Consider the following 21,046-nt stretch of genomic DNA (forward strand, 5'->3'; position numbering starts at 1 on the left):
CAGAATTGGGGCCAACCAGGTCTCCTTGGCACGATTTCGGTGGAAATATCGGAGATGTTATCCCGAATTCTCAAGCGGAAAAACATTCCTCACTCCGTTCTTAACGCAAAACATCACGAAAAAGAGGCGCAAATAGTCGCTCGAGCTGGGCAGCCCGGTGCGGTGACTATCGCCACGAACATGGCGGGACGAGGAACCGACATAAAGCTTGGAATAGGCGTGGTAAAAGCTTATGAACTTGTATTCACGCCTATAGTCGAGAAAATCGCTGCCGGGACCAAAAAAGGCAAATCTTACCTTCTCGTTGCTGAGAACGGCGAGGTGCTGAAAAATCTCGCATCGATAGTTAAACACATGGGACTCGACTACAAAATCTTCCCGCCGCGAGGTAATGCGCCCAAATACATTCCAAAGTTTCTATCCCTTGGTGGTAAGGTGGCTCTTTTCCCGGGATTCGAGCTTTCAAAGGCTATACCCGAGGGAAAATACGAAAAGCTTTTCTTCCCGAAGCCCAAGTGTGCGATAAAAACCGAGAAAAAAGACGAATGGACATGTCCCGCTGACCCCAAAGAGTGTATAAGGCAGGGTGTGCCGTGCGGACTGCACATTATTGGAACTGAGCGCCACGAAGCACGCAGAATAGATAACCAGCTTAGAGGACGAGCTGGAAGACAGGGTGACCCCGGCTCATCGCGATTCTTCCTCTCCCTTCAGGACGACCTCATGAGACTCTACGCTGGCGGTGATAGAGCATACAACATGATAAAGCGTCTCAACCCACCCGAAGGACAGCCCATAGAACACGCTCTCATAACCAAGCAAATAGCTGCAGCACAAAAACGAGTGGAAGCACAAAACTTCGCCATAAGAAAACGCCTGCTCGAATACGACGATGTCGCCAACAAGCAGCGTGAAGTAATATACAACATGAGACGCAACATTCTCTTTAATCAGAATCTTATTCCGGACTACAAAAAGATGATGCGAGAATATTGTGAGGACCTCGTGGAGCTTTACACTGACCCCGACCGACCGCCCGAAAGCTGGGACTGGGATGGACTATCGGAAGAATTCGCAAAAGTGTTTCTTGTAAGATACAAACCAGAGGATGTGATGCACCCATCCGAAAGTCTCGCTGACGAGCTTTATGAACTCGCGTTGAAAGCATTTCAAATGAAGTGCAATATCATAGGCGAGGAAAACTGTCGGCTGCTTCAGCGCGCAGCATACTTAGCCACAATAGATCAGCTTTGGAAAGAGCATCTGCGGGCGCTCGACGAGATAAAGGAATCGAGCCAGCTTGCGGCATACGCACAGCGCGACCCAATAATAGAATTCAAAAAGCAAGCATTCGATGCTTTTGAACAGCTTATAGACGACATCCGTGAACAAACGCTTTTAAAATTCTTCCACGCCCAGATAGTCGGCATGCCACTGCCTCAAAGGCGAGTTCCCCTTAGAGAGGTCCACCAGGGCACACAAAGCTATGGGGTTTCAGATGTTGCAAGAGTAGCTCAAAGTGTTTTCGGTTCTGGTCAGCAGTCGGCTGAGGAAGAGCTGGCACCAGTGCCGGCTGTGGGTCCCGGCTTTGACCGCAACACAGGTCGCGAAGCCCCCGCACGCGCAAAACCACAAACCATAAGACGAAAAGGTAAAAAAATCGGAAGAAACGACCCCTGCCCATGCGGCTCCGGCAAAAAGTATAAAAACTGCTGTGGAAGAAATGTAGTGTGAGGAACCGTAAAAGCAATCAAGAGCAAAATTTATCTTCTTAATATTACAATCGCCTCAATGTAAGAAAATTCTATGCTAATAAAATCTTGGTTTTGAAGTGATACAGCGAACCTCTCAGACAAAGCCCAACAATTCCTCTGGATTTTTCTGCTTAAATCAATATTTTAAGGGTGAAAATGATTAAAACACTCGGAGGCGACGAAAATGAATGAACTAACCAAAATTAACATAGATGACCTCATAACCCGCTGGCAAAGGCTAAGGGGGTATCTTTGACCTCGACGGCAAGCGTAAACGCATAGCCGAACTCGACGAGGAACTCGCAAAACCCGACATATGGGACGACCCGAAACGCGCGCAAAAGCTTTCCGAAGAAAGGAAATATATCATACAGTTGCTAAAACGCGCGGAAGACTTCGAACGACAACTTAACGATACGGCAGAACTGGCCGAATTAATAGACCCTGAAAGTCCCGATTATCCTGAACTTGTCAGGGAAGTAGAGGAATTGGCAAATAAACTGCGCGACTTTGAAATTCAAAGCTACCTTTCCGCACCAGAGGACAAAGGCGACGCTATACTCGAAATACACGCTGGCGCTGGCGGCACCGAGGCACAGGATTGGGCAGAAATGCTTCTCAGAATGTATCTTCGCTACGCCGAGCGCAAAGGTTGGAAAGCTACTGTGGTGGATAAACTCGAGGGCGAGGAAGCAGGGATAAAATCCGCAGTAGTGGAGATAAAAGGCGAGTTCGCATATGGATACCTAAAATCTGAGATAGGTGTCCACAGATTGGTAAGAATATCACCATTCGACGCAAACCGCAGAAGACACACATCTTTCGCCTCTGTCTTTGTTTACCCCGAAACCACCGAAAGCGAAGAGATAGAGATAAAGGATGAAGAGATAAAAATAGACACATTCAGAGCGTCAGGTCATGGTGGGCAGAATGTCAATAAAGTTGAGACTGCGGTGCGAATAACCCACATTCCCACAGGCATCGTCGTCAGCTGTCAAGCTGAGCGCTCCCAATATCGAAATCGCGAGCTTGCGATGAAACTTCTAAAGGCTAAGCTACTCGCGCTAAAAAAGGAAGAAGAACTGAAGAAAAAAGCCGAACTCGAGAAGCAAAAACGAAAAATCGAGTGGGGAAGCCAGATAAGAAGTTATGTGCTTCATCCATACAAAATGGTTAAAGACCTTCGCACGAGATTCGAAAGCTCACAACCTGAGGAAGTTCTTGATGGCAAAATAGACGAATTTATTGAGGCGTACCTTACCATGAGCAAAAACTAACCTTCAAGTTGGAACAAACGCCAAAAACGAAAACAAAAGTTCCCATAAATCATGCCATCCTAAGCGATTTTAACAAAACAAAATCCTCACAAATTTTACTTGCTTAATTATATCATAAAAGGTTAATTAGTTAAAATCTGATTGTAAAGGGAGAGGTAAAAAATGGGACACGTTTACATACCAGGATTAAGGGTTACAGAATACGAATTGGTGCGCAAAAAACGCATTTTGCCGCTTAAGGGCGAGGTGGTCGTAAAGGAAGGTGACGAGGTTGAACCCGATACTGTAGTTGCCCGGGCGTTCCTTCCGGGAAGGGTAGACACAATAAATGTAGCAGGCCTTCTGTCGGTTGAGCCCGCGGAGGTAGAGTCAATACTTTTGAAAAAAGTAGGCGAAAAATTCAAGAAGGACGAGGTTCTCGCAGAAAGTAAAGGGTTCTTCGGCCTTTTCAAAACGCAGATAAAAGCACCGTTCGACGGGAGCATTGAATCCGTTTCAAAGATAACTGGACAAGTAATTCTTCGCGCGGAACCAACTCCTATAGAGCTAAAAGCATACATCCCTGGCGTGATAAAAGAGGTCTACCCTGAAGAGGGCGTACTTGTGGAAACATGGGCAACATTCATACAGGGAATTTTTGGCGTAGGCGGTGAAAGGTACGGTAAACTGCGGATGCTCGTTGACTCCCCTGACGAAAAACTCGTTGCTGATAAAATTGACGAAAGCCATAAAGGCGCAATATTAATAGGTGGCTCGCTCATTACAGTTGATGTCATTGAGAAAGCGAAGGAAGTAGGCGCCGTGGGAATAGTGTCGGGCGGGATTGACGCTCTTGACCTCGTGAAGTTCCTCGGTTATGACCTTGGTGTGGCAATAACTGGCTCCGAGGACATACCGCTGACCCTTATACTAACCGAGGGCTTCGGAGAGATACCCATGGCTGAAAAAACATTTAAACTACTAAAAAAGTATGATGGCTATAACGCATCAATAAATGGGGCAACTCAAATTCGGGCCGGTGTTATAAGACCCGAAATAATAATAAAACAGGAAGAACCCAAGGATGAACTCAAGCAGCGGGTAACCGCCCAGGTTGCCACGAGGGGGCTTGAGCTCGGCATGATGGTGAGAATAATCCGTGTTCCGTATTTCGGCAAAATAGGTAAAATAGTCGAACTGCCACCTGAATTGCAACAACTCGAAAGCGAGACTAAAGCAAGAGTCGCCGTCGTGGAGCTCCTTGACGGCGAGAAGGTGGTGGTCCCGAGAGCTAACATCGAGATGTTGGAGTAACAATGAGAATCCCAGTAGCAACCGATAAAGCTGTGCCGTTCGATTCACGACTATACTTATTTGTGTGTATTTACTTTAAGAGCTACTACTGTATCCGAAAGGAGGAGTAATGAAATATTACATCCTTTTGTTTTCTTTATTTTTGGTAGTCTTAATAACAATAGCGCCAGCCCAAAACCCATACCCTCCAAAACCACTTAAACCAGAACTTATTGACATCCCCGGTGACGGTGGGAACAACATCTACATACGATGGAAACATTTCGCCACTGTTCCGGGCATAAAGTACTACATACTGCGCTCTGTTGAGGGCGGTGAGTTCGAAAAGGTGACTCCGCTTCAGGTTAAAACTGCCTCACCGGTGCTCGAGAATAAACCCTACAATGACTTCACAAAACTTGATTACTATATCTACCTCGAACCAAGGAAGGATGATGTTCCGATAGCTCATGTGGTCAGGATGACCCCCGAAAATAAGGAATCACTTCTTGCAATGGGTGCCCAAAAAATTAACCGGGTTGAGCTTGAAGTTCCGCCCAAATCGATGCTCGACGAATTGCCCAATGTTTTCGCCGAGGGAGACTATTATCTCGTCATTCCTGACTCAGTAAGGCTCAAAAAGCTCGCTTCGGAAAAAGTGCCCATGAACATATGGACACAATTCGGGTTCAAGTTGCCTTACGAAGGTCCGCTCACCGTAGAACTTCTGCCATCAAAGGACGAGCTCGAGTTCTTCTCAAAGGGTCTTCAAATTATAGAGGAAAACGATGTACCAAAATACCTTCTCTACAAATACTGTAAGCGAATTGTCTCCCTCGTTACCGACAGCGCAAGGTACACCGTGAAATATGACATGATGAGTTTCTTTCACCGAAGCAGCAAGGAAATCCCCATCGAACCCGGAAAACACTATGTTTACAAACTACGGTTAATGCAGGTTGAAAAGCCGATAAAGAAAGTTTTCGAGGACAGCGACACAGCTGGAATAACCCCAAAGGATGAGGCGCCAATACCACCGAATGATATCACAGCCCTTTACGACTCTGCTCGTAAAGAACTGGTAATCGATCTTTACTACAGCGGATTCTATAATGTTCTATTTAATGCTAAAATTTTCGACACCAAAACTTATTCTATATATAGGACAACACCAGAGGATACCGCACGCGAAAAAGGCGAACTTCTTGCTAAAATATCCGCTTCATGGCGAAATGTTAAGTTATCCGGGATAAATCCTGATGACAAAATTTACATTCTCGTGGACGACTCTTCAGGTCAAACCGCCAAAACTGGCTTTCTTAAGTTTAGATTTGCAAGCGCTGAAAGCCTCGTTCTCCCACCAGGGCTTCATGTGAAGGACAAGGAAAACGACGAGGGCAAAAAGGCAGTAGTAAGATGGGGACCACCCACATTAGCCGTAAAATATTCGGTAGAGAATCCATCACCAAACCTTAAAACCGACAATGTAGAGAGCAAAAACCTTTACTTTACAAGGCAGAACGGCGGAACACTTTTCGTAGCGACCGACACGACAAAAATCCCATCCAACGCGCAAAAAGTGGTCAACATAATTTATCCCGTACCTCTTGATAAGCTGAAGATAAGGGTTAGTTACGAACTATGGACAAACTACGAGGATAAAGCGCTTTACGGAGAGTTTTCACTCGATGGCAGGTTCGCTGTGGACAAAGACTACACGGGCGAAAGAGTTTTCGAAAATATCCCGCAGGGCGTATATGAACTGAAAGGCGATGTAGTAACCAGCAGTGGCAAAACTCTCAAAAATCCCGAAGCTGTGGTCAAGATAAAAGTTGATGCCACCAAAATTCACTCCACAAAATTTAACCGCCCCAACTACTTCTACAGGTTCTATCGCGGAACAGACCCCGAGGACCTCTCCACTTTTGTTTTCGTTGGCGATTGCGACGGCTACAAACGCGAATTTGTTGACAACTACGGCGAGGTATCCAAAGCGAAAGGGAAATTCTACTACATTGTTCAGATGGTCGGGAGCACAGGCTGGATAACTCAATCAGAACCGTTGGGTCCAATATCTCCTACTGGAGACTGGTTCAACACCCAAAAAACTGTCATTGCTATAGCAGTTATAATATTCGTCGGAATAGCTCTCTACTTTATATATCACGGCAAAAAAGGTAAAGACTTCTACATCCGCCCCATAGCAGGTCTCGTCCACATAGATGAGGCATTAGGCCGTGCTACAGAAATGGGGCGCCCAATAATTTATGTTACAGGGCTTGGCACAATAGGGGATATCGCAACGATATCATCGCTAACGATACTCGCTAAAGTAGCTCGAATGGCTGCTGAATACCAGACGAGGGTTATAGTTCCATGTTACGACCCTGTAGTCATGATAGTAGCCCAGGAAACAGTTAAAAACGCTTTCATGGACGCTGGTCGTCCCGACCTTTACCGCGAGGAGGACATATTCTACATAGCGGCGGCACAGTTCGCCTATGCAGCGGCGGTATCGGGACTGATGATCCGCGAGAAAACAGCAGCAAACTTCTTCATGGGGCGATTCTTTGCTGAATCGCTCATACTCGCAGAAACGGGTGCATCCACAGGCGCAATACAGGTGGCAGGCACGGACGACATGACACAGCTACCGTTCTTCATCACAGCGTGTGACTACACATTGATAGGTGAAGAGCTTTACGCTGCTTCGGCTTATCTTTCCAAAGACCCGATGCAAAAGGGTACTATAAAAGCACAGGACTTCCTCAAAGCAATAGAGGTAGTTCTTTTGGTGCTTGGGATAGCAGCCGCCACCGGTGGAATGTGGTGGTTTACCAATATATTCAGAGCCATTGGAACTGAATAAAAAGGGGGTGTGAGATATGTTCTGGAAAACAAAACTACCGCTTATAATCGTGTTTGTTATGGGAGTTTTGATGGCGGTGCAGTATTTTGTGCCCCATCACTACTCGAAAACGGTGTACGACACATATGTCGACTGGGGTATAGTCATAGCAATATTCGGTGCAATATTAGGTTACTTCAGTTTCTTCCGCGTCCATGTGATGAGGATAAAAAAACGCGCACCTAACTGGGGTTTCTCCGTCGTCACAATAGGCTGCGTTTTAATAATGGTAATTTCAGCATTGATAGACGGGAAAGGGACAAATTCCTTTTTCATGAACATGTTTCTTTACACGAGCGCAGCCATTAACGCGACCGTTTTCTCGTTGCTTGCGTTCTACATATCCTCGGCATCATACCGTGCGTTCAGGGCACATTCGGTTAGAGCTACGGCACTGCTTTTGGCAGCAATAATAATGATGCTTGGGCGAGTGCCCATAGGCGATAAGATAAGCTTCTGGACCGCATGGCACATACCCTCGATAAACACCATATCGCAATGGATTCTAAACTCACCTAATCTCGCTGCAAAAAGAGCAATAACTCTTGGTGTGGGGCTTGGTTCACTTCTTATGACACTTAAAATAATCCTTGGAATAGAAAGAACTTACCTTGGTGGATAAAGGAGGAAAATATGAAGATACTTGAAAGACTGTCAAACCTCGACCGAAGGGTTATATACATTATAATAACGCTCGCTGTTATACTCCCGTTCTTCTTCAGGATAAAGATGACGATAAAGCCCCTGCCTGAAGTCAAAGCGATCTATGATTACATAGAAAGCCTCACGCCATCCGATGTCGTTTTCATATCGGGCGATTACGACCCCCAGGTCGAGGCGGAGCTCTCGCCAATGTTTGACGCATTGGTGGCACATTGCTTCCAAAAAAATGTCAAAGTAGTGGTATCAAACCTTTTCAACCTTCAGGGTATAGGGCTTGTTGAACCACGCCTTAAAAAACTTGCGGATGAATACCATAAAGTCTACGGTGTCGATTATGTCTTTCTCGGCTGGCGTCCTGGAGGCTCACTGCTAATCATGGGGATGGGCGAAAATTTCTGCAAAACATGGGAAACAGACTACTACGGAACCCGTCTCGTTGACCTCCCACTGACTAAGAAAATAAAGAACTACGACGACATAGCATTAGTTGTGGACTTTACAGGGTCGGGGGTTTATAACTTGTGGATAGTTTATGCATACGCTCAATACAGGCAAAAGATCGCTGCTGGAATAACAGCAGTCATGGCAGCGGATGCATACCCGGCTCTTCAAGCAGGTCAGCTTATAGGCATTATTGGCGGTCTGAGAGGTGCTGCAGAATACGAACAACTAATACACAAACCATCCCTGGGAACCGTTGGAATGCAATCCCAATCGTGGGCGCACATAGCGATAATTCTTTTCATAATACTTGGAAACCTTGGATATCTATACACAAGAAAAAGAAAATAATAAGAGGAGGCGACTATGGTTCTCTCACATAATATATGGGTTTGGGTGGCAGTGTTCTTCACCCTTTCAGTTTACACCTTTTTGTGGAAGGACAATCCTCTCTTCAAGCTCGCCGAATCAGTAACTGTGGGTGTAGGAATGGGTTTCGCGATAGTCCAATGGTGGGACCTTTCCCTTAAAGGAAGGTTCTGGATCCCGCTAACAACTGATTTCTCCCACCGATTCCACCTCATTATTCCTGCAATCCTCGGGATACTCATGATAACCAGAATAATACCGAAACTATCGTGGCTTTCGCGTTATGCGTTGGCATTCACCATGGGTGCCGGAAGTGGTTTTGCACTACCGCGAGTAATCCAGACATCGATTCTTCAGCAGCTCTATGCAACCATGCTTCCGATAAACTTTAGCCTTCACGGAATCCTTTATAACATAGTAATCATAGTCGGCGTATTATCTGGGCTTATGTATTTCTTCTTCTCCAAAGAGCATAAAGGAGTATTTGGCGGTATCGCTAATGTTGGAATCTGGTTTTTGATGGTCGGATTTGGAGCGACATTCGGCTACACAGTGATGGCGCGTCTCTCGCTGTTTATCGGTCGAGTGCTCTTTATCCTTAAGACTGCATTAGGATTACAGCTGTTCTGAGCCCGAAAAACTGATGAACACGGCTCGGAACCATAAAAATGTGTAAACTCACAGGAAGACATAAAAAACTCGGGGGATAAGATGGAACCACGAACAACGATGACTTACCTCGACCACGGCGCAACGAGCTACCCAAAGCCCGATGGCGTTATCGAGGCTTACTATGAATATGCCAAAAATGTTGGCGCGAGTCCTTCACGCGGCGGATACGCTACAGCGCTTGAGGCGGGCAGGCTAATCTTCAAAACGAGAAGCCTTCTTGCCCAGCTCTTCCATGTCGAGGACCCCTCAAGAATAATTTTCACAAAAAATGCTACTGAGGCATTAAATCTTGTTTTCTTTGGGCTCTTAAAACACGGTGATAGGGTGGTTACGACACGCATGGAACACAATGCGGTTATAAGACCGCTTATAGAGCTACAGCGGAGAGGCGTTATAGAGGTGTTTTGGGCTAACTCCACACAAGACGCACGACTGGACCTCGACCACCTTTTCGAGCTGGCAAAAAAACCGGGCGTAAAACTCGTTGTGACCACAGGGATTTGCAATGCAACGGGCGTTATATTGCCAATAAGAGAAATAGGCAAATTCTGTCGCGAGCACGACCTTATATATCTGGTTGACGGTGCGCAGCTCGCTGGAGTGTATCCCGTTAATGTCGAGGAGGACATGATTGACCTTCTCGCCTTTACTGGTCACAAAGGGCTTTATGGCGTTCCCGGGACGGGTGGACTTTACATTGGAGAGCGCGTCCAAAAGCTTCGCCCCCTTCTTTTTGGCGGGACAGGGACCCGCTCAGACCTCGAAACCATGCCAGAAGATATGCCTGACCGCTTCGAGGCAGGAACACCCAATACACCCGGCATAGTCGCGCTGGGCAAAGGCGTTGAGTGGGTGCTCTCTTATGGTGTTGATAAAATTCACGAGCACAAAGTAAGATTGCTTAACATAATGCACGAAGGGTTAAAAGATTTTGAAGGCATAAGGCTTTTCGGTCCGCAGGGGACGGAGGAACGCACTGCCATCGTGCCAGTCATATTCGACCGACTCTCACCACGCGCAGCCGCCAAAAGACTTTGGGACAATTTCATGATCGCGATACGCGCCGGTTTACATTGTGCACCACACATCCACTTCGACCTCGGCGCACCAGAGGGCACAGCAAGGTTCTCTTTCGGAGCAAACAACACTGAGGAGGATGCGCAATATGCTGTCTATGCTATAAAAGAGGTTGCCAAGGAAAGTCGGCAGAGATGAAACTCAATACTACTAAATTAGATAACATAAAAGTATGAGAATAAAAGCCTTCTATAAAAAATTGTTGGTTTCTTTCGCAAAATCCCCGATTGATCACTCCAATCCAAAGGAGACTCAAAATGGCGGAAAAAGTGCTTTTATCAGGAAACGAAGCTATAGCAAGAGGTGCGTATGAGGCTGGTTTTCATTTCGCAGCATCATACCCAGGAACGCCAGCCTCAGAAATCCTCGAAACCATAGGCAAGCAGTATTCGGATGTAATAAAATCCCAATGGTCAACCAACGAAAAAGTAGCTGTAGAGGTAGCCATAGGCGCTTGCTATGCTGGCGCAAGAGCTATGGCGGCAATGAAGCTCGTGGGCGTTAATGTCGCTGCAGACCCACTTTTCAGCCTATCCGAAACAGGCGTTAACGGGGCATTCGTTTTGGTTAGCGCGGACGACCCCGGAATGCACTCGTCTCAGAATGAGCAGGACAACAGAAGATACGCCAAATTCGCGAAAATGGTTCTATTAGAACCATCAGACTCACAGGAAGCGAAGGATTTCGTTGGGCTGGCAGCAGAAATTTCGGAAAAATTCGACATACCGGTCATGATAAGAATAACGACGCGCATATCTCACTCTAAAGCTGTGGTCGAGCTTGGGGAGCGAAAGGAAGTCCCGATAAAAGGTTATACTCCCGACATAAAAAAACGAGTCGTAATACCAGCCCACGCCCGCAAACTTCATGTGGAGCTTGAGAAAAGACTATTGAAGATAAAGGAATACGCAAACAGCGTGCATGTGAACCGAATAGAAGAGGGCGACCTCGTTATAGACGGCAAAAAAATAGGAATAGTAACCAGCGGCATATCATATCAATACGCCAAGGAAGTTTTCCCCAATGCTACCTACCTCAAGCTTGGTCTCAGCTGGCCATTCCCCGATAAACTTGCGAAAAAGTTCGTTGATATGGTTGACGAGGTTTGGGTTATAGAAGAAAACGAACCATTTCTGGAAGAGGAACTAAGAATAGCGGAACTCGGCGATAAAATAACGGTCGGCAAGAATAAAATCCCCCTCTGCGGCGAACTGAATCAGCAGATAATTCGTGAGGCGATACTTGGTGAGAAAGCTAAAGCACCACAAGTGGACATATCAAAGCTTCCCGCGCGGCCACCAGTCCTTTGCCCCGGATGCCCACACAGAGGAATTTTCTATGTCGCCAAAAAACTAAGGCTTCATGGAACCACAGACATAGGTTGTTACACGCTTGGAGCTATTCCACCTCTTGAGCAGGGAGAAACCTGCCTTTGCATGGGAGCATCCATCGGCGTTGCCCAAGGACTTAATGTCGCTCTCGGACCCGAGGAAGGCAAAAAAATTCTCGCATACATCGGTGATTCGACATTTTTCCATGCTGGACTTCCAGAACTCGCTAATGTGACTTACAATAAATCCAATATCGTGGTCTGCATACTCGACAACTCAACTACAGCAATGACCGGTCATCAACCTCACCCGGGGACCGGGATGACTATAACTGGTGAGCCAACAGTAAAACTCGACTTCTACGAGGTAGCCAAAGCACTCGGCGTGAAGAAAATTTACAGAACCAACGCTTATGACCTAAAGGAGATAGAGAAGGCACTTCGCGAGGCTACATCGACCGAGGAACCTGCGGTTATAATAAATCAGGGAAGATGCATCCTACTCGACTGGCGCAAGCTCGACATAACGCCCTTCACAGTTGACCCTGAAAAGTGCACAGGATGCAAAGTTTGCCTGCTCGTCGGCTGTCCAGCCATATCCATTGACCGAGAAACCGGAAAAGCAAAAATTGACGAACTGCTATGTGCTGGTAATCACTGCACAGTTTGCGCACAGGTTTGCCCATTCGATGCTATCGGACCTATGGAATCCTCCGAGCAAGAAGATTAAAAACTATTTAGGTGGTGGGAAAGTTTCACACAGTAGAATCTAATATAAACCCAAAACTACCTGACTCCGCTTGACAAACTTTATTATTTGAACAATTCGCCCGTTTTTATAACTTTAGCTATCTTTGGTATGAGCGCCGTCATCAGCTTTGCCATCTTCTTGTCAGCCTTTTTCGCGACCTTAAGTATGCTCTCAATAGATATTGGTTCAAGCGCATCAGGAATTCCCATATCCGTTATTATGGAAAAGCCGAGCACTTTCATTCCGCTGTGTCGCGCTACTATAACCTCAGGCACTGTCGACATACCCACAGCATCAGCGCCAATAATGCGAAGGAATCTATACTCTGCGGCGGTTTCAAGATTCGGTCCCGTTACTGCAACATAAACGCCCTGAACAAGACGAATCCCCAGCTCGAGCGCAGTTTGCTCGGCAAGGTCGCGAAGTTTCTTACAGTAAGCATCATACATATCGGGATACCGTGGACCGAGCTCATCATCATTAGGACCTATCAATGGGTTATCAAAAAGGAGGTTTATGTGGTCAGTTATTAGCATTATGTCGCCAAGTCTGAAAAGCGGATTCATCCCGCCAGATGCATTGGAAACTATGAGGACCTTAGCACCGAGCGCTTTCATAACGCGTACAGGGTAGGTTATTTCCTTCATGCTCCAGCCTTCGTACTTGTGGAATCTTCCCTGCATCGCCACAATAGGAACATCAGAGATCTTGCCAAAAATAAGCCGACCTCTATGGAACTCGAGCGTGGGAACGACAAAATGCGGGAGTTCGTAATATGGGATTGCGACATCTACTTTGATACATTTGGCAACCTCGCCAAGACCGGTACCAAGAATTATCGCTATCATCGGCTTGCCATCATAGTGTCGCCTTATAACAGGCAGTGTTTCCGAAAGCTGTTTCCTTATCTCAAGCATTGTGCCTCCTTTCTGACCCCATAGGTCCCATAAAATAAAAAATCGGCCCAAAATAATACCGAAATAATATAATAATGGGCTGGGATAATCCAAGCTAACAATAACAGTTTAATCGCTAATTCTCTCAACCCGCACCCTTACTATCTTTTTCTGATCAGCAGCAACAACGGTAAATTTTAGTGGCTCCCAAACGAGAACATCTCCGGGCCTGGGAATTTTTCTAAGTTTCTCAATTATGAACCCTGCCACCGTCTGATATGCCCCCACAGGGAATCGCTCCCCTGTCATAAGCTCAAGTGTTTCCATGGGCGTATCTCCCCGGATAACGAGGCTTGCGCCAGGATATTGCAAAGCTTTTTTGCTCGGTACAGCCCCGAAATCAAAAATCCATCTTACTATCGGATACCCACCGAACGCACCGGTAACATTGCCGAATTCATCCACTACCAAAGCAGGTGGAAAATTTTTATCCCTGGTCTCGTGCACGAATTCCAATGCCTCTTTATTCTCGGGAACGAACAGAGTCGATATTCTATCCGCATTGATAGGCTCACCCAAGGGTATTTTCCCGCAAAGCGTTACATCCAAAACACCTATAAGTTTATCATCCTTGGAAACTGCGACATAGCCTATTCCGTTTCTAAGTTTTTCATGAGCTTCCCGGGCGGGCGCACCAAGATTTACCACCGGAATTTGTGATACAGGGGTCATAACATCAAGAACACGCCTTTTTGCGAACCTAAGGAGCGCCGCAAGAGCAGTTAGCCGTCCTCTATCGAGGCCGTGGATAGGATTTCTGAGAACTTCTATAAGCTCAGCGGGTTGAGGGGCATATTCTGTCGTGCCAATGCGCTCGAACACTTTCGTCACGAAGCGTGAGAAAGCCGATGCCGCGTAAACAACCGGATACGCCACAGCTCTGAAAGCAAGAAGCGCATGGTTTGCCCACGGTATAATTTTGTCGCTTTTTTGAAGCGCTATCGATTTTGGAATAGTCTCGCAGAATATTAACGATACGACGCTAAAAACCACAGTCACAAGAATCTCTGCATAACCACCCATAACCTTAAGCGCCATCTCAGTTGCGACAGAAGCGGCAACCACGATTGATATATTCGTTCCCACAAGGGTAGTGACGAGAAGCTGTTCAGGGTTTTGCTGCCACCACGATGCCTTACCTGCCGTGTAACGATACAGGCGCACCACGAACGCAGTTTCGGACATCGCGAAAAACGCAGCACCAATAAGACCCAAAAGTATTATGATAGCTCCCGACATAATATTAACTCACGATTTTTCAAATAGTCTTCTTACCATATGCATTTCGCCAATAATGCCCTTTTCCTCGCCATTTTCGACAACAAGCGCCCACCGAACCCGCTTCTGGCTAAATTGCGCGAGAAGAACGCTTGGGCGGGTATCGCTCCCCACAACTATGGGCACGACTGAATACCTTGCAGCAAGCTCCTTATCGTCAACACCCACGAGCTCTTGAGGCGTAACGACGCTATCCAGCGAACCGTCAACCATTATCGCAACGAACTCGCACCCCATCTCGTCAAAAATTCTTCTTACATCCCCCACCAATGCCTTATCGTCCACAACCACCCACTTCGACCTCTCAATCATCACTTCCGAAAGCGGAACAGTATCGAGTTCAAGTGCAGTTATCAAAGCGTGGACTACTTCGCCTTTAAGTTCACCACTTCGCCTTAACACATCTATCATTGCACGAATGTCAGCCTCGTTTATTTCTTCCTTAACATCGCCACCGAACTTTGCGCCAACGGACTCGAGAAAAACCCTCATCGGGTATAGCACCTTGTAGGCCACCTCGAGGAACGGAGCCACTTTAAGGGAAAATTTTATGTTCCACCGCGCAGCAACGACTTTCGGGGTGATCTCACCAAATAGCAACAAAAGAACGGTCATAATCGGAATGGTATACTCAGCCCCCTTGCCCGGAACAGCGCGGGCTATAAACGCCGTCATAACAGCCGTTGCAGCGATGTTGACAATCATATTGCCGGAAAGAATGGTAACCAGCATTTCCCGCGGTTTTTTGATAAACTTAAGCAGCGTTCTGCTCGCTTTGTGACGCATCGTCCGAATTTTTTCCACATGAAGTGGGGATAGCGAGAAAATAGCCGTCTCCGACCCGGAGAACATCGCCGAGAACACGAGCAACACAAATATCAACAAAAGATGTGCGAATTCGCCGTCCAATTTTTGTTGAAGCTTAATTTCTTAAATTGGTTCATCTCACCGCCTGCTCTCACCGCTAAATAACCTTTCGGAAATAAATCTGCAATGTCTTTCTATCATGTCTGCAACATACTGTTGAAAACTTGCCAACATGCTTGTATCGGGTGAATGTTCGCGCCACTCACTAAGGCTGTCGTCAACCATGGCGAACACCGAATCGCGGACAGAAGAAAGAGCGCTGTGTATGGAGTCGGCAACAAATGTATTAATAACCCAATCAAAAGGAGTATCGTAAGCTCTTGCAACGAACGATAGAGCAAACTCCCTAAGCGGCGGATTTATTCCTGAAAGCTGGGGAGGTATAGTTTTTGAGAATACCCATAAAGGCGCAGGCACAGATATAAAAGGTTGTCCGAATCCCGAGAACATAAACGGGTATTCGATCCCATCGTCAGCAAGTCTGCCAACTATTATTTGATAAGTTTTAGTGGTAAATCTGTTGATAGTTTCGAATGTCGATATGTGTCCGAACGGCAACCCAGCGACAGTATCCTCAAACGGGAGGGGGTAAGGGATAAAATTTATTGTTGCGAGGTCGGAAATAAGGTTATAAACGCCGCGACAATCAATCGGTGAGTATCTCTCGGCTAATGCTCTCGCTCGAATGTATCGGCTCATCCCGGGACGAATGGTCAAATCACCCGAAAGCGAGAAATTGGTGCGAACAAGGAAACCAGACCTCGAACTCAAAGCGCTATAGTAGATGAAATCAACGCTTCCCACCTCTACCATGCCAGCATTGCCATATTGGTCAATAACTCCGTAACAATGCGTTGCGGCAAAGAAAACGGAATCGTAAATGAGCGAGTCGAGAATGTCCATGAAATCCCATACTGTTCTGCAGCGTGATAGGGCTATGTACATAAGTTCGCCGTCGGTTATTCCGCTTCCTCGCCACGGACCATGATTGTATGTGTCGGTGTTAACTATTCCGAATCCTGCGGCATTAACGCCAGCATAAACGCAGTTAAGCTGGTCCACATATGTAACACCGATAAACGGTATAGGACCATCCACATAAATGTATGTCTGCTCTGCTCGGGTTACATCCCGGGTCTTAAAAAGAATTGGCCGGCCATATGATGTCGCCGACGGCGAAAAAACAGCTATGGTGCAAGCAAGCAAAAGCTTTAAAGCTATTATTAGCAGGAAAAAGATGAGCAAAGTAGTTTTTAGCATAAATCTGGGATTCACACTATCTGACCACAGTAATAGTTCCATTGCAGACTATCTCACCGTCAACCTCGATAGCGTAAATGTAGACTCCCGGACGAACTATGTTCCCGGTGCTGGAGCGGCAATCCCATGTGGTCGCTCCCTTGTGGGACTCCCATATTAGCTCACCCTCGTGGTCGTAAATCCTTATTATACCGTGGCCGAAAATCATGTCAGGATAAGTGAAGTAAACGACATCATTTATCCCGTCACCATTGGGTGTTGCTATAAGTGGTCTGCAGTCGCAACCAGTGATCGAATAAACGAAACAGAACTCATATGTATCCATGACATTCGGGGAACCATAGTCAGGTTCAATGTCGGAAGCGGTTATCCTGATGCAAACCGTATCGTTATTAGGATAAGCGAATGGAGGAACCACATCCTCGGGAACGAACCTTAATGTATGCGATGATTGATCCCAGTAAAGCCCAGCGTCGGTAACATGATAAGTCGTTCCGCTTGAGCCAGTAGGGTCAACGCTACGATTGTACACGAAGAATTCGATGCTCAGCGAGTCAACCTCACGCCATCTATCCTGAAGGGAGACATTAATATCATATTGGCTCTCAAGCACAACCTGACCATCAGTCGGGTCGGTAGCATCGATAAATGGTGGCGTAAGGTCGACGAAAAATTGCCACGAGTAAACGCCTCTTAGCGGATGATGCGCATAGTCATCGGCAGAAACAAGCTTAACCTGAACATTCTGCCCGTCTGCAAAATAGTGAGTCGGCTGCGGGTAGAAATAAAGTGTATCGTGAGAATAAACAAGTTCGGTTCCATCAACATGATAATCCACACTGGCAACATTAAGCACTATGGTAGACGGGTCAACGCCAACATCATCGTCATATATACGCATAACTATTCGTTGATCCTTGTTAGTCGTCACAGTGAACGGCTGCGGCTCTATTATCTCAGCCAACGGACCCTGACCAAAATAAAGCGGCATAATGTCACTGCAACAACAGGATGTATCAACATATTCTCCTTGATCGGTGTCTGCATCACAGGCGCAAACCCGATAAACGAAGTTCCCGGCTTCCGACTGGGGCGGTATCTGCTCCACAGTCTTAAATATGTCATCCGTAAGTCTCGAGAGTTCGGTTCTTTGCACAGTGCCATCGTCCAGGTCTCCATCGTTATCCCACTCAACCCATGCACACAAAACTCCACTGCCTTCCTCGTCAACTATCTTAGCCTGTATGTCGAACGGGACCCGTGGTAAAAGCTGCATTGATTCGTCAGGAACCAGTTCGGAGAACACTGGACAAAGCGTATCGTCATCGGGGATAATGAAGCACCACCTTGTGGAAAGCTTGTTTGGTTCGCCGTAATCAGGGCTGTCCACTGCCTGAAGAATATCAACGCAAACTGTGTCCCTATCCCAGAACTGAATTCCCGCCTCTGCGGTATTAATGCAAAGTCTTCTACCGCTGAGGCTCACACCCGGGCTCATTATGTCAAGAGTAGCTATGAACGGTGGAATATTCTGACGACTTTCGCGGTTGTCGAGCGCAATAAGCAAACCATCCTTGTTAAGTCCCGACTCATCGTCCCATATGTCGAAACAAATCGTGGGACTGTGATTTATTACTATCTCGTTGCTATCGGGGCTTCTGTTGGCTACCTTTGGCGGCTTGAGGTCGACGAAGAAGTGCCACCTTACAGGTCCTCTGAACGGCAGGTTACCCTGACTATCCATAACACGAGTTAGCTCCACATTAACTCGCTGATTGTTATGGAACGGAGTTGATGGTACCCATGTAAGAAGCGGCGCACTATAGCTTAATTCCGGAGAAAAGACGCTGTAAAGATTGTCGTTAACCATGAATTGAATCGAATTTGGCTCAATGGAGTCGGCGCTATCGAGTTCCGCAAAGGACATTACAATCCGTTGGAGCGAATCAGAAGTCCATTTGTCATTTTTTGGCTCTATTATTGCTGCAGTAGGCGAACATGGTGCAATATACTGGTTGTTGTCCACATCGCTAAGTCCATAACATTCCACCCTTATCCTTACAGGTCTAAGCTGGCAGTCGCCGTAGGGGTGCGAACTCGTCCAGGAGACAAGATAACCGCCCCTTATAGCCTCGGCGATAAGCGAAAGTATAGGATTGAATGAGCCTGGTCCTGTCCAGTGGAAGTACTGACCACCAGTGCTTGTGGCTATGTTGGTATAAACAGCCCTGAATGAACTCATGTCCCTCGAGACAATGAAACATATAGCTCGCCTCGAAAGGAGCGCAGAAATAACCATTCCTGGAGTAACATCCGAGCGGCACATGAAACCGGGTGGGTCGCCGAGCGTGCACGCAGGGGCATCCGTAACCATTATTATTACTATCGCTGCTCCAGGGCGGAAGTGCATTGAATCTATGGCTGCCTTTATGGCGTCGAGGGATTCCTCTTTCCAGTCAGCACCACCACTCGCACCAACCGCACTAACCCAAGTCCTGAATGTGCTTATGCTACCTGTAAGGTCATAACCGTGAGGGAAATTAAACCCATCACCGAAAGTCACTAATCCCAACCTCGGAGAAATACCGGCATAGGTCAGCGAGTCCGCAAAGGCTCTTATACCTGAACGGACATCGGATATCATGCCCGACATGCTACCAGTGCTGTCCACAACGAACACTATGTCAACCATGCCGCTACCACCGAGCGAATGGACAATTATCGGATACTGCCTTTGCCAGCCTGTATGGTCCTCCCAGACGGTGAAATTGCTCTCATCAAGCCCTTCTACTGTGCGATCCTCCTCGTTTACAACAATACAATGCGCCGTGACCATAGGGAACTGGTCAGTGTAAACACGGTCAACGGTAAGGTCAATATCCGTTGGTGGAGTGTAACGGAAAAGAATTTCCCAACATGTGTCCAACATATTGGGACCACAGAATCTGTCGCTTATTTTATCCTCAGCGTGAAGGCAAACCAATATCGTTTCCTCAAGTTCAAAAGCGATACTCGCAAGCCATGCCTGCCAGTCGAGTGTATCGCGACTCCATCTCATGCTCGAATGGCTCATGTCAAACGATATGGTATCGGTATCATGCCGTATTATTGTCAGAACGAAAGCGGATGAATCGACTCCAGCTAACGAGTCGAAAACTGCGATCCTGAACACGGGGACGAGGTCGTCGCATACGCCGCCTATGGGCGGGTCGCCACCGATAACTACTGGCGGGCGCCTATCGATGGTGAATGTGCAATCTATAGGGCGCAAAGCTCTGTTACCGAATGTGTCAGCAACGCTTAAAAGTATGTAATGAACAGTATCACCATGGCTGAAAAATGTCGGTCCCGACGGGAAGAAGTAAAGCACCGAGTCGCCAAGCAATATAAGCGATGGCGAGGTTATGTCGTAATCAACGCCGTTTACTCTGACATGAATCGAGCTATCGTCTATCCCGCTCGCATCCTCAAGATGAACTATTATCGCTGTATCCTCGCAAGATACGAAAACCCCGCATGATTCTGGAAAAATAAGCGAAGCTCGCGGTGGGTCAGTTTCGGGATAAACCGTGAAACCCCCAAAAAGGGTGTCCGCAAGACCCGATGGGTTCGTTACTATAACATCGTGAGGACCTATCGCTGCGGAGAATGTTACCGTTATGTTAACCGCTAAAAGCGATGTTGTGAGCCATGTTACGGATGTTACATTAATACCTGGCCCGAAATCTACGGTTGGTGTTGCGATAAAGCCAGCGCCAAGAATACTTACCGAATAGCTATTTCCCAACGAACCAACATTAGGACTTACTGATACTATTATCGGAGCTTGCGCAAATAGAAGCGAAAATGCAAATATGAAAACTACGAACACTTTCTTCATTTTTTTACCCCCTAATTATATCTAAGATAGAATACTACATCTATAAACAAAATATTGATTATTCACAAAAAGTCAAAATCTTTGTTAAGCACACAAACATTTAAATTCTACCGTAATTAACATTTATCTTGCTAAAAAAACAAAAGGTTTTATTATTTTTTGAATTATACGGAGGTAGGTTTAAAATTGACACAGCGCGAGGTAGTAGTTGTAAATAAACTCGGTCTCCACGCAAGACCAGCGGTGACATTGGTAAAAGTCGCCAGCAAGTTTATTTCTGATATAAAGCTC

General features: G+C 46.6%; 15 protein-coding genes. 10 read left to right on the forward strand and 5 right to left on the reverse strand.

The annotated features are described in order from the left end of the window. The 9 genes from J7J62_07610 to iorA form a co-directional block, all read left to right on the forward strand. Window positions 1–1,734, forward strand: a 1,734-nt coding sequence (locus tag J7J62_07610) for an SEC-C domain-containing protein (protein MCD6125017.1), incomplete at its 5' end; no start/stop codon positions are given. Between the two features lie 204 nt (window positions 1,735–1,938). Then, a protein-coding gene (gene prfB / locus J7J62_07615; GenBank protein MCD6125018.1) for a peptide chain release factor 2 occupies window positions 1,939–3,031 on the forward strand; the annotation gives its coding sequence in 2 pieces (ribosomal slippage) (window positions 1,939–2,007 and window positions 2,009–3,031; 1,092 coding nt in all). Between the two features lie 162 nt (window positions 3,032–3,193). After that, a complete protein-coding gene (locus J7J62_07620; GenBank protein MCD6125019.1) occupies window positions 3,194–4,324 on the forward strand; it encodes a hypothetical protein in 1,131 nt (376 codons plus the stop codon). A 109-nt stretch (window positions 4,325–4,433) separates the two neighbouring features. Continuing rightward, window positions 4,434–7,172 carry a hypothetical protein gene (locus J7J62_07625; protein MCD6125020.1) on the forward strand — a complete coding sequence of 913 codons (2,739 nt, stop codon included), beginning with the start codon at window positions 4,434–4,436 and terminating at the stop codon, window positions 7,170–7,172. A gap of 16 nt (window positions 7,173–7,188) precedes the next feature. Continuing rightward, window positions 7,189–7,833, forward strand: coding sequence for a hypothetical protein (locus J7J62_07630; protein ID MCD6125021.1), 645 nt, complete (start codon window positions 7,189–7,191; stop codon window positions 7,831–7,833). Window positions 7,834–7,844: 11 nt separating this feature from the next. Next, window positions 7,845–8,666, forward strand: coding sequence for a hypothetical protein (locus J7J62_07635; protein ID MCD6125022.1), 822 nt, complete (start codon window positions 7,845–7,847; stop codon window positions 8,664–8,666). 15 nt (window positions 8,667–8,681) lie between these two features. Beyond that, window positions 8,682–9,314: a hypothetical protein gene (locus tag J7J62_07640; protein ID MCD6125023.1), complete on the forward strand. Its 633-nt coding sequence runs from the start codon at window positions 8,682–8,684 to the stop codon at window positions 9,312–9,314. Window positions 9,315–9,395: 81 nt separating this feature from the next. After that, window positions 9,396–10,571: an aminotransferase class V-fold PLP-dependent enzyme gene (locus tag J7J62_07645; protein ID MCD6125024.1), complete on the forward strand. Its 1,176-nt coding sequence runs from the start codon at window positions 9,396–9,398 to the stop codon at window positions 10,569–10,571. Between the two features lie 119 nt (window positions 10,572–10,690). Then, window positions 10,691–12,493, forward strand: coding sequence for an indolepyruvate ferredoxin oxidoreductase subunit alpha (gene iorA / locus J7J62_07650; GenBank protein MCD6125025.1), 1,803 nt, complete (start codon window positions 10,691–10,693; stop codon window positions 12,491–12,493). Window positions 12,494–12,576: 83 nt separating this feature from the next. Here iorA and J7J62_07655 read toward each other — a convergent pair whose 3' ends face one another. The 5 genes from J7J62_07655 to J7J62_07675 form a co-directional block, all read right to left on the reverse strand. After that, a complete protein-coding gene (locus tag J7J62_07655) occupies window positions 12,577–13,431 on the reverse strand; it encodes a purine-nucleoside phosphorylase (protein ID MCD6125026.1) in 855 nt (284 codons plus the stop codon). Window positions 13,432–13,539: 108 nt separating this feature from the next. After that, window positions 13,540–14,709: a DUF21 domain-containing protein gene (locus tag J7J62_07660; GenBank protein ID MCD6125027.1), complete on the reverse strand. Its 1,170-nt coding sequence runs from the start codon at window positions 14,707–14,709 to the stop codon at window positions 13,540–13,542. 9 nt (window positions 14,710–14,718) lie between these two features. Beyond that, on the reverse strand, window positions 14,719–15,657 hold the full coding sequence (locus tag J7J62_07665) for a DUF21 domain-containing protein (protein ID MCD6125028.1): 939 nt from the start codon (window positions 15,655–15,657) through the stop codon (window positions 14,719–14,721). A 36-nt stretch (window positions 15,658–15,693) separates the two neighbouring features. Next, entirely contained in the window at window positions 15,694–16,917 is a 1,224-nt protein-coding gene (locus J7J62_07670; GenBank protein MCD6125029.1) for a hypothetical protein, read from the reverse strand. Beyond that, window positions 16,892–20,755 (reverse strand): gliding motility-associated C-terminal domain-containing protein, encoded by a 3,864-nt coding sequence (locus J7J62_07675; GenBank protein MCD6125030.1) that lies wholly within the window; start codon window positions 20,753–20,755, stop codon window positions 16,892–16,894. Before J7J62_07675 ends, J7J62_07670 begins: the two co-directional genes overlap by 26 nt. Window positions 20,756–20,941: 186 nt before the next feature. On the opposite strand from J7J62_07675, the gene J7J62_07680 reads away from it, so the two are divergent. Next, window positions 20,942–21,046, forward strand: a 105-nt coding sequence (locus J7J62_07680; GenBank protein MCD6125031.1) for an HPr family phosphocarrier protein, incomplete at its 3' end; no start/stop codon positions are given.

This window comes from bacterium, from assembly GCA_021159335.1.
Taxonomy (GTDB): domain Bacteria; phylum UBP14; class UBA6098; order B30-G16; family B30-G16; genus JAGGRZ01.